Source organism: Cryobacterium sp. PH31-L1, from assembly GCF_030063145.1.
GTDB lineage: Bacteria > Actinomycetota > Actinomycetes > Actinomycetales > Microbacteriaceae > Cryobacterium.
Genome location: NZ_JASISM010000011.1, coordinates 1 through 13,781, shown reverse-complemented (window position 1 = coordinate 13,781; position 13,781 = coordinate 1). Strand labels below are relative to the sequence as shown.

The following is a 13,781-nucleotide window of genomic DNA, read 5'->3' as shown; positions in this document are numbered from 1 at the left end:
ACCTTGAACAGGTGCGGAATCGGGTTTGGTTGGTCGGGTCTGCCCAGAGCAGCGTCGGGTCATTGAGATTCGCTCGCTGCTCCGCTCGGACGCGAGCTGGAGGTCGTCGGACCCAGCCTCAATACGCAGAAGTGGAGTGGTGAGGGACATACCAGGATCCCGTTAGCTTCGCCCAGCCGCAGCAATTCAGGCTGTACTCGGTATCAAGATAGTGCTTGCGCAGATCCGCTCGAGTAGAAGCCGATAGTCGCCCTATTCCCTTCTGCGTTCGCCGAGGCGGCGGTGGTCAGTGATGCGCCACCGGCCGGCGTTGGACACCCCGAAGAAGTTCTTTACCGCTCCGACCTCCGTGAGGGGGATAATGGGCGGGTCGGCGCCGCGACTACGGTGTCGAAAAGCTTCAGCAACGATGCCAGGAGACCGGATGACCAGGACGCACTCGACCCTCGAAGAAGCGGTAGCGCAGGTAACCGCGGTAGCTTCCGCTCACGCCCAACAAGTGGATGCCGAGGGCACGTACCCCGTCCATTCAGTCGCGGCTCTCCGGTCGAGCGGGTTGCTCGGTCTGGTGATCAGCGAGGAAGCTGGCGGTATGGGGGCCGGTCCCGTCGAGTTCACGGAGGTGCTGGGCTCCATTGCGGCAGCGTGCGGATCGACCGCAATGATTTACCTGATGCACGTCGCGGCTGCCGTTACGGTGGCATCCGCCCCGCCCGCCGCGATGCCGCACCTTCTTTCGCGGATGGCTTCCGGCGAAGTGCTCGGCACACTCGCGTTCAGTGAGAAAGGGTCGCGGTCGCACTTTTGGGCTCCTGTGTCGGAGTCGGTGGCGGACGGGGACGACGTTCGCTTCTCTGCCTATAAAAGCTGGGTGACCTCGGCTGGCTACGCCGATGTTTACGTGATGTCTTCGAAGAGTGCGGTCGACCCGGAGACGGTCGACCTATATGCGATCCCTGCCGGTACCGTAGGCTTGGATATCGCCGGTCCCTGGAGCGGACTGGGGCTTCGGGGTAATGCATCGAGCCCGATGGCAGTTGCGGTGACCATTCCGGCGAGCCATCGCATCGGTGAACCGGGCAGTGGGTTCGGCACAATGATGGCCACGGTGCTGCCGTGGTTCAACCTGGGCAATTCGGCCGTATCCCTGGGGCTCTCCACCGCAGCCGTGGATGCCGCCGTCGCGCACGTGACCGGTGCCCGTCTGGAGCATCTGGATCAGGCGCTTTCCGCATTGCCGACCATCCGGGCGCAGATTGCGAAGATGAGCATCGCCTTGGCGGCGCAGACGTCCTATCTCGCTCAGGCGGCCGCGAAAGTGGCGACCCCGGCCGAAGACACTGCGCTGTTCGTGCTCGGGGTGAAGGCCTCGACAAACGATGCCGCGCTCATAATCACCGAATCGGCCATGCGGGTGTGTGGCGGTGCGGCGTTCTCGAAACATTTGCCCATCGAGCGGGCGTTCCGGGATGCGCGCGCGGGGTCGGTCATGGCGCCGACCGCAGACGTGCTCTACGACTTCTACGGTAAGGCCCTAACCGGCCTTCCGCTGTTCTGAGTTTCGAATGTCGAAACTCATCGGAGCCCCCTTGCTCATCGGAGCGGTCGCGTATACCCCTAATGTCGTTCCCATTTGGGAAGGCATCCGCGAATACTTCGACGAACCGGACACCGCGATGGACTTCGTGTTGTTCTCGAACTACGGACGTCTCGTCGACGCTCTTCAGGCCGGGATGATCGACATCGCTTGGAATACGAATCTTGCGTATGCGCGGTCAGTGCTGCAGACCGATGGGCACGTGCGGGCGCTGGCCATGCGCGACACGGACGCCAACTTTTCGACGGTATTTGTCGGGGCGGCGGGAAGCGGCTGGTCCGGTCCCGAGGACATCGCGACCCGGCGATTGGCCCTCGGGTCGGCGGACTCGGCTCACGCCGCGATCCTGCCTCTGCATTATCTGCGCGCGGCCGGGGTGGATGTCGATCAACTCCATCTCCAGCGCTTCAACAGTGACATCGGCAAACACGGTGACACCGGTCGCAGCGAGCTGGACGCGATCGATGCGGTGCTTGCTGGCGATGCTGACGTCGCCGCAATCGGCATCACGGTGTGGGAGAACATCGGCCGTGGCGACCTGATGCCGGGGATGCTCGAGCCGGTCTGGCAGACCGAGACCTACTCGCACTGCATGTTCACCGCCCTCGACACTCTGCCTGAGGCGGTCTACGCACCGTGGGTGGCGAAACTGCTCGCCATGGACTGGAACGTGCCGGCGCACCGACGAATCCTCGAGCTGGAGGGACTCACCCGATGGGTCGGGCCGCACCTCGAGGGCTACGAGGGGCTATTTCAAGCGATCAAAGAACAGGGGGTCGACTCCCGATGGTAATCATGGCGCTGATGCGCACTCTCGAGCAAATGACCGAGGGTGACACGGCCGAGTTTGCGGTGTCTTCGGCGAGTGAACTGGAACTTGTGCGCCGATGGTGCGATAAAACGGGCAACACCCTCGTGAGCACCCTGATGGTCGAACAGGACACCGGCCACGTGACCGTCGGCCGCGGCCGCCCGCGAAACCCCGGCAGCATGATTCCCCCCAACCGGATGCCGGGAGCGCGGCTGTGGCTGTACACGAACTTCCACTGCAACCTGGCCTGCGACTATTGCTGCGTCGCGTCGTCGCCGAAAACCGATCCGCGACTGCTCGGCATAGACAACATCCAGGCGCTCGTCACTGAGGCCGCCGACTGGGGCGTGCAGGAGCTGTACCTCACCGGCGGCGAACCGTTCCTGCTCCCCGACATCGACGTTATCGTGCGCGCCTGCGTCGACCGGCTGCCGACCACATTGCTGACCAACGGGATGCTGTTCCGCGGCCAGGGGCTGCGGAAACTGCAGGCGATGCCGCGGCAGGGCTTCGCACTGCAAATCAGTGTGGACTCGCCGACCGCCGAGGTACACGACTCGCACCGTGGCGCCGGAAGTTGGAAACGGGCCCTTGCCGGCATTCGAGTAGCGCTCGATGAGGGATTCACCGTGAGGGTGGCCGCGACAATCTCGGCGCATGATGATCCGGCCCTCGACGACCTGCATACGCTGTTCGACGGGCTCGGAATCCCGCGAGCCGACCAGGTCATCCGTCCCATCGCGCTTCAAGGCGTCGCCGAAGAGGGGGTCGCAATCACGCGAGAATCGATGATCCCCGAGGTGACGGTCACGGCGGAAGGAATCTACTGGCACCCGGTTGCAGCCCTTGACGATCAGGCACTGGTGAGTCGCCAGATACTGCCCCTCGCTCCCGCACTCGACCGGGTGAGTGAACTCTTCACCGAACAATGGTCCTCGGTAACCTCCGCCACGTCGATGTTCGCCTGCGCCTGACACGAAAAGAGAGGGCCATGACCAAGACCACCCGCACGACCGCACTGCCAGTCATCAACCAGATCGAGACCGGGCGTCCCACTCGAGCGGTGCTGGCCGCCGTCCGGATTGCAGTTGGGTTGATGTGGCTACAGAATGTGAATTGGAAACGCCCGCCGGACTTCGGGCAGGCTGCCGACAACGGCCTCTACCAGTACACGGCGGATGCGGTGAAGCATCCGGTGCTCGGAGCGTTCAGTTGGCTGGTCGAAAACGTCATTTTTCCCAACTTCGCGCTCTTCGGCTGGGGTGTGCTGATCGCGGAATTCTGCCTGGGCGCTTTCCTGCTCGTGGGCTTCCTGACCCGCTTCTTTGCGGCCATCGGTATCCTGCAGACCATCGCCATCACCCTCTCCGTGCTCAACACCCCCGGAGAGTGGCATTGGAGTTATTACCTCATGTTCGCCGCACAATTCGTGATTCTGGCAACGGCCGCCGGACGGATCGCCGGCGTCGATGGACTGCTGAGACCCCGGTGGTCGCTCACGCACGGTCGACCGGCTCGGATTGCGATGGTGCTGTCATGAACGCCACCGGAGGCACCGGTGTCACACCTGCCACCTCTACGGGCTGGCGTACCCGCGGTCTGATAGTCGCCGGTCTCACGGCCCTCAGTTCGTTGTTCTCGCTGCTCCACTACACGCCGCTGCAGTTCGTCTCGGTGAACCTGATACAGGCACTCGTGCTGGTCGTACTCGGTGCCATCGCCGCGCTCGGCTGTCTACTGAGGATGCCTGTGCTCCTGCTTGCAACCGGAGCAATCCTGATCGTCGCCGGGCTGGTGCGCCTCGTCACCTACGATGCAACGATCGGTATCATTTCCGGCTCTGTCAACGCTGCCGCCCTCATGGTCGGACTGGGCGTCGCTCTCATCTCGCTGTGGACTACCTCGCGGCCGATGCCAGAGACGAGCTAACAACGTCTTGATGAGCAACCGCAGCGGGGCGTTGCATCGGCACGACTTCTTCGCTGAGTTCCTGCCCGGGGCAACGCGCTCGACACTCTCGGTCGAGATCAGGGTGTCCAGTGACGACGTCATCGCGCTCCTGACCCAATTCGACCGGGACGTCGCGGGCGCCGTTCAGATTTATTGTGGGCCGTGACCGGCGTTCGTCACAGTCCTGAACCGGTCTGCCATCTCCGGAGTCAAGCACACATCGCGGGGTGGATCTCGGTCGTGTTTGCGGCACTGACCTAGGGTGGAGGTATGGACGCCGACATCAACTTTTACTTCGACCCGGTCTGCCCGTTCGCCTGGATGACCAGCAAGTGGGTGCGGCAGGTGCAGGCGCAGCGCGACTACACGGTGGACTGGCGGTTCATCTCGTTGCGGCTGGTCAATGCTCAGGTCGACTACGACGCGCAGTTCCCTCCCGAGTACGAAGCTGGCCACACCGCCGGGCTCCGGCTCCTGCGGGTGGCCGCCCGAGCGAGAGCGGAGTACGGCCGCGAAGCGATGGCGCCGCTGTACGCCGCCTTCGGGACTCACATCTTCGACACCGCCCCCCGTTCGGACAACCATCGGAGCGAGGTCGAGATGCGTGAGCTCCGCGGGACGCGTGGGTTCGCGGAGCCGATCCTCGCCGAGGCGGGCCTCCCGCTCGAGCTGGCGGACGCTCTCGACGACGAATCATGGGACATCGAGATCCAGCAGGAGACGGACGAAGCGCTCTCCCTCACAGGAAAAGACGTGGGCACGCCCATCATTCACTTCGCGCCACCCACTGGTGTGGCCTTCTTCGGACCGGTGATCAGCCGGTTGCCACACGAGGACTTGGCAGTCGAGTTGTGGGACCACGTCGTCGGTCTGGCCCGTTTCTCAGGTTTTGCCGAGCTCAAGCGCAGCTTGCGCGAGCAGCCACAGCTAGCCGCGTTTGGAGTCGACGCGGGCACGGTCGGAAAGCAAGAAGACTGGCACGGCGGCAGCCGACGGCAGAAGAAGTGACCCCCTCCGATAGGGTCAACGCATGAGTGGGACACGCATCCTCAGCTACCAGGAGTCCGTCATCGTCGAGGCGTCGGCCGCGTTTCTCTACGACTTGCTCTCCGACATCACCCGCACCGGCGAGTGGAGCCCGGTCTGTACGTCATGCTGGTGGGACGACGATTCCGAAGCCGGTCGAGTCGGTGCCTGGTTCACCGGGCACAACGAGCTCCCGCATCGGACCTGGGAGACCCGGTCTGAGGTCGTGACGGCAGAGCACGGTCGCGAGTTCGCCTGGGTTGTGGGCGGCAGTTTCGTCCGCTGGGGCTTCAGCTTCACCGCCGCGGAGACCGGGACGATACTGACCGAGTCTTGGGAGTTCCTGCCGGGCGGGATCGCCATGTTCGAGGACAAGTTCGGCGAAGACGCCCACGCTCAAATCATCGACCGCACCCAGCAAGCCCTCGATGGCATCCCGAAAACCCTCGCGGCGATCAAACGGATCGCCGAGGTCTCCAGCGACGCCGGGGCACAGACCCAATCATGACCGGGCCGCCCGGGGAGGGCTGTCTCTGCAGCAGTGTTTCCAGCACTTCTCCGAGTCGCCTAAACTCCCACTGACCTCATCGACCTTGACAAGTTCCGTCTCGGCACCGCCGGCAACCGAGTAGACGACAATGATTCAAAGATGTCCCGATCGCCGTTCGGCTTGCGAAATCGAATCCTTGCGTTGCATGACGCCAGAGGGAACATCAGACCACGGTAAACACCGTGTACGCGACCATCAGGCACCAGACGAGTGCGACAGTCGCGCGGCCGGCCGGCAAATGCACGGGTAGTGGGCAAGATCAGCCCAGGCAGTGAGCAGCGATGTGCGTTATCGCGACCGGGCATGACAAGCGCACCGTCATCCACCGCGGCGGAGTTGTCCTCCGGGCCATCACGATCTGGTTGTAGCTGTTAGGAGACACACCGGTGGGGTGCCCCGGTTGCCAGGTGTCGTACGGCCGGGTCACCAGCGACGGGCTGAGGAGGCGGAGATGATCGTGAGAAGCGCGTCACGCATCGCGTCCGCGTTCGCGAGCTCGGGAAAGAGGTCGGCCTCTAACGTGCGGGACTTTTCCCAGACGGCGGTGCCGGCATCCGTTCTGACCACGGAGTGTCGCCGGGCGTCGTGCTCGTCCCGGGTGCGCACCACGTAGCCCTCGCGCTCGAGTCGTTTGAGGGTGCGGGACATGGTCTGCGTCTGCACGCGGGCGGCGCGTGCGAGTTCGGTCTGGCTGAGCGGCCCCGATCCGAGCAGGTGCAGTGCGATCATGCCGGCGTGGGTAAGTCCCAGCTGGTCCAACGCCTCCACCCAGGCGTGTTCGACCAGCCGCGCGGCGGTCGAGAGCAGGCGTCCGGTCGGCCAGAAAGCCATGGACTCCTGCACTGGGTTCGGTCTCTGCTCCTGCTCCGCCGTGGGTTCCGGATCAGGTATGGTCATGCCCCTAATCTAGTGCTAGCGTCAACTAATCAGCTAGCTGACTAATAGGAGACTGAGATGAAACAGGGCCGGGATCGTCTGCGCCAAACCGTGGTGCTGGTCAGCGCGATTCTAGCCATCGTGGGATCGTTCATCGGTTCGGGCGCCGCCGGAGGAACCCCGATCCAGAACGCATCGGGTGGGGCTCTGGCCGCCGACGCGACCCCAATCGCTCCCGACGGCCCGGCATTCGGCATCTGGACGCCGATCTACCTCGGGTTAATCGCCTACGCCATCTGGCAGTTCCTGCCAGCGCAGACAGCAGATGCCCGGCAGCGCACCCTCGGCTACCTGGTCGCCGCGTCGCTGGTTTTGAACGCGGCCTGGATCCTCAGCATCCAGTTCGACCTACTCGCACTCAGCGTCCCCGTGATCGTGCTGCTTCTGGCCGTGCTTATCCGGGCGTTCCAGCTCACCGTCGCCTCTCGACCGAAGAACATGGTCGAAACGATTGTGGTCGACGGCACGATCGGCCTGTACCTGGGCTGGGTCAGCATCGCCACCGCGGCGAACGTGACGGCCGTGCTCGTCGCCGCCGGCTTCGGCGGTTTCGGCATCAGTGCGGACGTCTGGGCAGTCGGGGTGATCGCGGTGGCCGGTCTGGTTGGCGTGCTGATCGCCCTCTCCGGGCGTGGTCGGCTCGCCCCGTCCGCATCTCTCTGCTGGGGTCTTGCCTGGGTCGCCGTCGCCCGGCTCACAGGCACCCTCCTCTCTACCCCGACCGCGATCGCGGCCCTCGTCGCGATGGTCGTCATTCTCACGGTCACCGTCACGATCCGCATCCGCAGATCCTCCTCCACGTCAACGCGAGGATTGGTACCCGCATGACCGACACCGCCCCCACCGCCCCCTCGGCCCGCCGTCGCTGGGCCGGCCTGGTCTTCATCAGCGTCGCGGTCGCCCTGATCATCGTCGACTCCACGATCATCAACGTCGCCATCCCCTCGATCGTGGACGACCTGGGCATCACCTCTACCCAGGTGCAGTGGGTGCAGGAAAGCTACACGCTCGTCTTCGCCGCACTGCTGCTGGTATTCGGAACCCTCGCGGACCGCTTCGGGCGCCGCCGCATCCTGCTGCTCGGCGTGATCGTCTTCGCCACGGCATCCGTCTTCGCCGCGTTCTCCCAGTCCGGCGACCTGCTCATCCTGGCCCGACTGATCCAGGGCGTCGGCGGGGCCATGGTGCTGCCCACCTCACTGTCGATCATCAACGCCACCTTCCGCGGCCGGGACCGCGGCATCGCATTCGCGATCTGGGGCTCGACGATCGGCGGCATGGTCGCAGTCGGCCCGCTACTCGGCGGCTGGCTCACCACGTACTACTCGTGGCGCTGGGCGTTCGGCATCAACGTACCCCTCGGGATCGTCATCATCCTCGGCGTGCTGGTCCTCGTGGCCGAATCCCGGGACGCGGGGGAGCCCCGCCGCGTCGACGTGGTCGGCGCCATCCTGTCGGTCATCGCCAGCGCCTCGCTCGTCTTCGGACTGATCGAGGGCCGCAGCTACGGCTGGTGGCTCACCAACAACGCCCCGACGATCGGCGACTGGACCTGGCCGTACGAGCTGTCGGTCATCCCGTTCGTGTTCCTGATCACCATCCTCTCCGGGGTCGCCTTCGTCTACTGGGGTCTCCACCGCCAACGGGCCGGCAAGACCACCCTGCTCGCTTTCTCCCTGTTCGCGATCCCGTCGTTTCGCAACGGCAACATCGCGGCCATGATCGTGTCGCTCGGCGAATTCGGCATCATCCTCTCGCTGCCGCTCTGGCTGCAGAACGTGCTCGGCTACGACGCCCTGCAGACCGGCTTCGTGCTGCTCGCCCTCGCGCTGGGCTCCTTCGTGGCCAGCGGGCTGTCGGGCGCGTTCGGTAACAAGACCTCGCCGGAGACGATCGTGCGCGTGGGCATCATCGCGGAGATCATCGGAGTCACCGGGCTCGGCATCATGATCACCGCGGAAGCCACCTGGCTGGAGGTCGTGCCGTTCCTGTTCGTCTACGGGATCGGCGTCGGTCTGGCCACCGCTCAGTTGACCGGCGTGGTGCTGAAAGACATCCCTGTGGCGCAGAGCGGCCAAGGCTCCGGCACCTCCAGCACCGCCCGGCAGATCGGGTCCGCACTCGGAATCGCAATACTCGGCACCGTGCTGTTCACCGCGGTCGGCGCATCGCTCGACGCGAAGTTATCCTCCGTGCCGGGCCTGCCGGCCCAGACCCAAACCCAAATCGTCGACGCGGTCGTCAACAGTGCCGGGTCCGCGATCCCGGCTCTCGAGGCGAACAGCCCGGCTGTAGCGGATGCCGCGCGGGAGGCCTTCAGCGACGGCACCCGGTACTCGGCCTTCGCCGCAGCCGGGTTCCTCGTGCTCGGCTTCCTAGCGACGCTGCGGCTCTCCGGAACGGCGCCGCACAACGAGCAGCGCGAAGAGGAAGCGGCCGACGAGAACGTCATCGCGGCCCGGACCTCGGAAGAGCCGGTCTAGGGCGTCCCTCCTAAAGCCTGGTAAGGGTTTTCAGCAGAATTGGCACCTGCCTCGTATTGCCGTGTTGTCTAACTCTGAATCGTCCGATGGACGGGTGCGACGCGCAGTGGCGCCGAGATCGGCTACGCCGAAGATGAGAATTGCGAGCGCGCCCAGCCCAATGGCCGAAATGACGGCGCTTCCCAGTGCGCCCACGAGCAGTGGAGCGCCGGCGTCGCCGATCTCGAGGACGAGTTCGCGAACGTTGGGAGCCGCATTGAACGTGGGCCCGAGTACTGAAACGTCCATGGTGGTCAGCTTTGTCGTCATCGGGATCTTTGGCCATTCCGGGTGGCTCGATTGCATCGGATACGCGGGTGATAGTGACGGTCATAGGGTCATCCTGGGCGGCCGAGATCACGCCAAACCGATAGATCGCAGGACATTGGTTGAAACTCCGCACAGAAAAGGCGTACTTTGTGCAGCGGGGCACCGTAGGGATGTGTCGATAGTTTGTGATGCGAGACGGCATGATCCGCTTTCTGCTCCGCGCCCCAGTTAGGAAGCATCACCCGTGAAATCGATCCTCATCGTCGAAGACGATGCCCAGACGGGGTTCGCACTCGAGCGCGGTTTGCGCGCCGACGGGTATGAGACGGTGCTCGTGAATAACGGTGTGGCCGCGCTCGCCCAAACTCTCAACCACTTCATCGCCAGCGTCCTAGAGACCGCCATGCGAGAAAAGCAGACAGTCTCCGATGCCAGCCATGAGCAGCGCACACCGACCGCCCGGCCCAAAATTCAGCTCGAACTCGCCCACTTGAGCGAAGGCAACGCGAGTGCACTCAGCCGGGACCTGCACGAGGCTGAACGCTCCGTTTATCGCCACTCGCGTCTGGCGACGAACCCCCTCACACTTTCGACACTTGAGGTTGGCCACGCACCTCCAACCACTCCAGGGTCATCGCTCGTGGCAGAATTCGGCGCAGCCTCGGACCGGGCCCAGCGCCTCGCGGTGGACAAAACGATCACGGTCGACTTCGTTGTCGACGACAAGGACGATCCGCTCTCGTTTCAGATCTCCACCACGCACTTAGCCCAGGTCATCGACAACCTGATCAGCAACGCGCTTCGGGCCAGTCCGGTATCGGGCGACGTACGAGCACGGCTGAAATACGACCAGAACGGCCTCCAGCTCTCAGTTGAGGACACCGGCCTCGGAACGCCGGACGAGTTCATCGGCATGGCTCTTGATCGGGTCACCCGCACCGACGCACAACGAGGCAGCTCTGGCGAGAGCGGCCTGGGCCTCTCGATCGTGTCAACAATCAGTTCCCTGGCGCAGGGCACCGTTCGGCTAGAAAATCTGCACCATGGACGTTTCACCGTCACGGTGACCATTCCTCGGTCCACGGCTGGAGATGTGCACACCGGATGACAGCTCCACTGCCACGGCGAATGGTACGGACGGCGCTGGCGCTCCCTGTCATCGACGAGGAAATGCTTGCCCAGAACGGCCTGAGTGCGAACGACGTGAGACGTCGGATGGAAGCCGGCCTGCACAACCGAATCGCGTCGGATTCGAGCCGGAGCCTCTGGCACATCCTTCGAGGCAACCTCTTCACCCTGTTCAACGCGATCGTCGGGGGATCGTTCGTGCTCCTTCTCGCGCTGGGCCAATGGCAGGACTCACTCTTTGGGCTAGCCGTCATTGCCAACGTGCTCATCGGCGTGGTTCAGGAATATCGTGCAAAACGCTCCCTAGATAAACTCGCCGTCGTGCACGCGCCGAAGGCACGCGTCTTGCGAGCGGGAAGCGTTATCGAGGTTGCCGTGGCAGACGTCGTACTGGACGATATTCTTGTGCTGCGAGCTGGAGATCAAGTCGCCGCCGATGCCAAAGTCTTGCAAGCGGATTTCCTCGAACTTGATCAATCTCTTCTGACCGGGGAAGCCGACCCCGCGTCCATGACGGAACAGGGCGAGGTTTTGTCTGGTTCGGCCGTGATCGCCGGTCAGGGCCGTGCCCGAGTGGTGCGAGTCGGCACCGAATCCTTCGCCAACGCGCTGACTCAAGAGGCGAAGCGGTTTTCACTGGTCAACTCAGAACTACGCAATGCGTTGAATCGCATTGTGCGGTGGATCAGTTGGGCACTCATCCCGCTGATCGCCCTCGTCGTCAATGGTCAGATGAAGGCTCTGGGAGGGTGGGCTCAAGCGATCGAGTCGGGAAGCTGGCGGCAGGGAGCGGTCAGCGCCGCGGCCAGCACCATCAGCATGATTCCGCAGGGCCTGGTTCTGATCACGAGCATCGCCTTCGCGCTGGCAGCCGTGAAACTGGCCCGAAATCAGGTCCTCGTGCAGGAGCTGCCGGCCGTGGAAGGTCTCGCCAGGGTCGATATGGTCTGCCTGGATAAGACGGGTACGCTCACCGACGGAACCCTCGTTCTGGATTCTGTGCGGGAGGTCGATACACCGTCAGCTCTCGGATGGCGTGAGGTCCTCGGATGGTTCGGCACCGATGCGAATGCCAACGCCACGGCTCGCGGCCTAGTCGTTGAGTTCGCCGGTGCTGAAGGGCTCAGCCCTGTCACCGTCATTCCGTTCTCGTCCACGCGAAAATGGGGATCGGTCGCGTTCGACTCCGGGATTGCCCCAGGATCATGGGTGTTGGGGGCCCCGGAGACAGTGCTGAACACGTCTGTCCCCGACGACAGCGCGGTCTTGAATGCGACGGCAGAACTAGCCGGCGCGGGCCTGCGCACGCTGGTGCTCGCCCATTCGCATCACTTGCTGCGCGAATCGGAGTTAGCACCGCAAGGGCTCCCTCGTGCACTGCGCACGGTCGCGATCATCACTTTTCGGGAGAGGATTCGATCGGACGCGAAGGAGACTCTCGACTACTTTCGAGAGCAAGGGGTGGCGCTTCGAATTATCTCTGGCGACAATCCGCGTACGGTCGCTGCCGTGGCACGCACAGTCGGTCTGCAATTCGAGGGCGATGGCTACGACGCCCGAGATTTGCCTGGTGACCTTTCGCTGATGGGGGACGTGCTGGAGGACCACCATGTTTTCGGGCGGGTCACGCCGACCCAGAAACGCGACATGGTCATCGCCTTACAGAATCGTGGACATGTCGTCGCGATGACGGGTGACGGAGTGAACGATGTCCTCGCGCTCAAGCGAGCGGATATCGGAATCGCCATGGGATCCGGAGCCGACGCCACCAAGGCGGTGTCCAGGCTGGTACTCCTCGATGGACAGTTTTCCCACCTACCCATCGTGGTCGCCGAAGGACGCCGCGTGATCGCGAACATTGAACTCGTCTCGAAACTCTTCCTCACGAAAACTGTGTATGCCGTGCTACTCGCGCTCGCCTTTGGCCTGCTCCTGTGGGAATTTCCCTTCCTGCCCCGCCAATTGTCGGCCGCCGACGGTTTGACGATCGGTATTCCGGCGTTTTTCCTCGCGCTACTGCCTAATCAGTGCCGGTACCTCCCAGGATTCCTGCGACGATCGTTGGCGTTTTCTATTCCAGCAGGTATCGCGATCAGCTTGGTGATCTTGACGGTGAACACGTACTCACGAGTCACCGTTGGAAATACGCAGGATTCCGCGCAGACAGCATCCGTCCTCGCGGTGTCTGTGGTTGGTCTCTGGGTGTTGGCGGTACTGATCCGACCACTTAATCGATCGCGGGCGCTTATCTTGGCGAGCATGTACATCGGATTGCTCGGCTGCCTCATCGTGCCGTTCCTTCGCGACTTCTTCGACTTGCAGCTGCCGACCGGTGACCTACTCGCCGTGGCCATTGGAACAGCGATCCCCGGTTGCGTGGGAATTGAAATCACTTATCGCATCCAAAAACGACGCAATCGGGCGTCAAACTAGGTACCGGCGTCGACTTGGCCGCAGTCGATTCGCGCTTCACGGCCACAACATTGCGTCATCGTATACGCCCTGAGTGTTGTCGGACTCTTAGCCATTTCGACCGCGGGCTAAACCGAGCTACAGGATCACGGCGAGTGACCGCGACGAGAGCTATCCCGCTGGAGACGTTGCGTCTGAGAGACAACCATGAGGCACGGGAAGAATTCCCGGCGGTGAGTCCCACCCCTCAGGGGATCAGTTCCAGGGCGCGGGCGAGACTTTCGTAGACTGGAAGAGGACGGATCGGTCGATAGCATCGTGTTCGCTGCCGGAAAACGTACCGGAAAGCACGAACAACTCCTTAGTGCGATTTCAAGTTTGGGTCGATGCAATACCGGCGTGAACCAGTCATTATCGTTCGTTTCCCACTATCCGACGTGTTGATCAATCTTGTGTTAACGCCGACCGAAAATAGGGCCAGTATCGCCGATTGAAAACAGGGCCACCAGCCACTATGGAGGGTGATCAATATGGATGATTGGGCGAAGATACGCCAGCTGTTTTCAACGGGCCAGCACT

At 63.2% G+C, this 13,781-nt stretch carries 14 protein-coding genes; 12 read left to right on the top strand and 2 right to left on the bottom strand.

Translation table 11 applies throughout. From position 1 onward, the window contains the following. The first annotated feature begins 292 nt into the window (after nt 1–292). The 8 genes from fadE16 to QMF22_RS16080 all read left to right on the top strand — a co-directional run bounded on the left by fadE16 (nt 293) and on the right by QMF22_RS16080 (nt 5,892). Nucleotides 293–1,558, top strand: a complete 1,266-nt coding sequence (fadE16, locus tag QMF22_RS16115) for an Rv1679 family acyl-CoA dehydrogenase (protein WP_349357109.1) — start codon at nt 293–295, stop codon at nt 1,556–1,558. Between the two features lie 7 nt (nt 1,559–1,565). Beyond that, entirely contained in the window at nt 1,566–2,390 is an 825-nt protein-coding gene (locus QMF22_RS16110) for an Rv1680 family SBP-like protein (RefSeq protein WP_283455509.1), read from the top strand. Between the two features lie 29 nt (nt 2,391–2,419). Further along, nucleotides 2,420–3,382, top strand: coding sequence for an Rv1681 family radical SAM protein (locus QMF22_RS16105; RefSeq protein WP_283455507.1), 963 nt, complete (start codon nt 2,420–2,422; stop codon nt 3,380–3,382). 17 nt (nt 3,383–3,399) lie between these two features. Next, on the top strand, nt 3,400–3,948 hold the full coding sequence (locus QMF22_RS16100; RefSeq protein ID WP_283455504.1) for a DoxX family protein: 549 nt from the start codon (nt 3,400–3,402) through the stop codon (nt 3,946–3,948). Continuing rightward, nucleotides 3,945–4,337: an Rv1678 family membrane protein gene (locus QMF22_RS16095; protein ID WP_283455502.1), complete on the top strand. Its 393-nt coding sequence runs from the start codon at nt 3,945–3,947 to the stop codon at nt 4,335–4,337. Before QMF22_RS16100 ends, QMF22_RS16095 begins: the two co-directional genes overlap by 4 nt. Before the next feature lie 10 nt (nt 4,338–4,347). Continuing rightward, nucleotides 4,348–4,524 carry a hypothetical protein gene (locus QMF22_RS16090; protein ID WP_283455500.1) on the top strand — a complete coding sequence of 59 codons (177 nt, stop codon included), beginning with the start codon at nt 4,348–4,350 and terminating at the stop codon, nt 4,522–4,524. A 104-nt stretch (nt 4,525–4,628) separates the two neighbouring features. Beyond that, nucleotides 4,629–5,366, top strand: a complete 738-nt coding sequence (locus QMF22_RS16085) for a mycothiol-dependent nitroreductase Rv2466c family protein (protein ID WP_283455498.1) — start codon at nt 4,629–4,631, stop codon at nt 5,364–5,366. Nucleotides 5,367–5,388: 22 nt separating this feature from the next. Next, nucleotides 5,389–5,892, top strand: a complete 504-nt coding sequence (locus QMF22_RS16080; RefSeq protein WP_283455497.1) for an SRPBCC family protein — start codon at nt 5,389–5,391, stop codon at nt 5,890–5,892. 465 nt (nt 5,893–6,357) lie between these two features. Here QMF22_RS16080 and QMF22_RS16075 read toward each other — a convergent pair whose 3' ends face one another. Next, on the bottom strand, nt 6,358–6,831 hold the full coding sequence (locus QMF22_RS16075) for a MarR family winged helix-turn-helix transcriptional regulator (protein ID WP_283455494.1): 474 nt from the start codon (nt 6,829–6,831) through the stop codon (nt 6,358–6,360). Between the two features lie 57 nt (nt 6,832–6,888). On the opposite strand from QMF22_RS16075, the gene QMF22_RS16070 reads away from it, so the two are divergent. Together QMF22_RS16070 and QMF22_RS16065 are read left to right on the top strand one after the other, a co-directional pair. Then, nucleotides 6,889–7,698: a TspO/MBR family protein gene (locus tag QMF22_RS16070; RefSeq protein WP_283455492.1), complete on the top strand. Its 810-nt coding sequence runs from the start codon at nt 6,889–6,891 to the stop codon at nt 7,696–7,698. Beyond that, nucleotides 7,695–9,353: a DHA2 family efflux MFS transporter permease subunit gene (locus QMF22_RS16065; RefSeq protein WP_283455490.1), complete on the top strand. Its 1,659-nt coding sequence runs from the start codon at nt 7,695–7,697 to the stop codon at nt 9,351–9,353. The genes QMF22_RS16070 and QMF22_RS16065 overlap by 4 nt, the downstream gene beginning before the upstream one ends. 30 nt (nt 9,354–9,383) lie before the next feature. Here QMF22_RS16065 and QMF22_RS16060 read toward each other — a convergent pair whose 3' ends face one another. Then, nucleotides 9,384–9,662: a hypothetical protein gene (locus QMF22_RS16060; protein ID WP_283455488.1), complete on the bottom strand. Its 279-nt coding sequence runs from the start codon at nt 9,660–9,662 to the stop codon at nt 9,384–9,386. A gap of 244 nt (nt 9,663–9,906) precedes the next feature. Between QMF22_RS16060 and QMF22_RS16055 the strand changes: the two genes are divergently transcribed. Together QMF22_RS16055 and QMF22_RS16050 are read left to right on the top strand one after the other, a co-directional pair. After that, the gene (locus QMF22_RS16055) at nt 9,907–10,770 is read left to right on the top strand and encodes a sensor histidine kinase (RefSeq protein ID WP_283455486.1); all 864 of its coding nucleotides are present in this window, start codon (nt 9,907–9,909) and stop codon (nt 10,768–10,770) included. A 20-nt stretch (nt 10,771–10,790) separates the two neighbouring features. Continuing rightward, complete coding sequence (locus QMF22_RS16050) at nt 10,791–13,223, top strand: HAD-IC family P-type ATPase (protein ID WP_283455484.1); 2,433 nt, start codon at nt 10,791–10,793, stop codon at nt 13,221–13,223. The last annotated feature ends 558 nt before the right edge of the window (nt 13,224–13,781 follow it).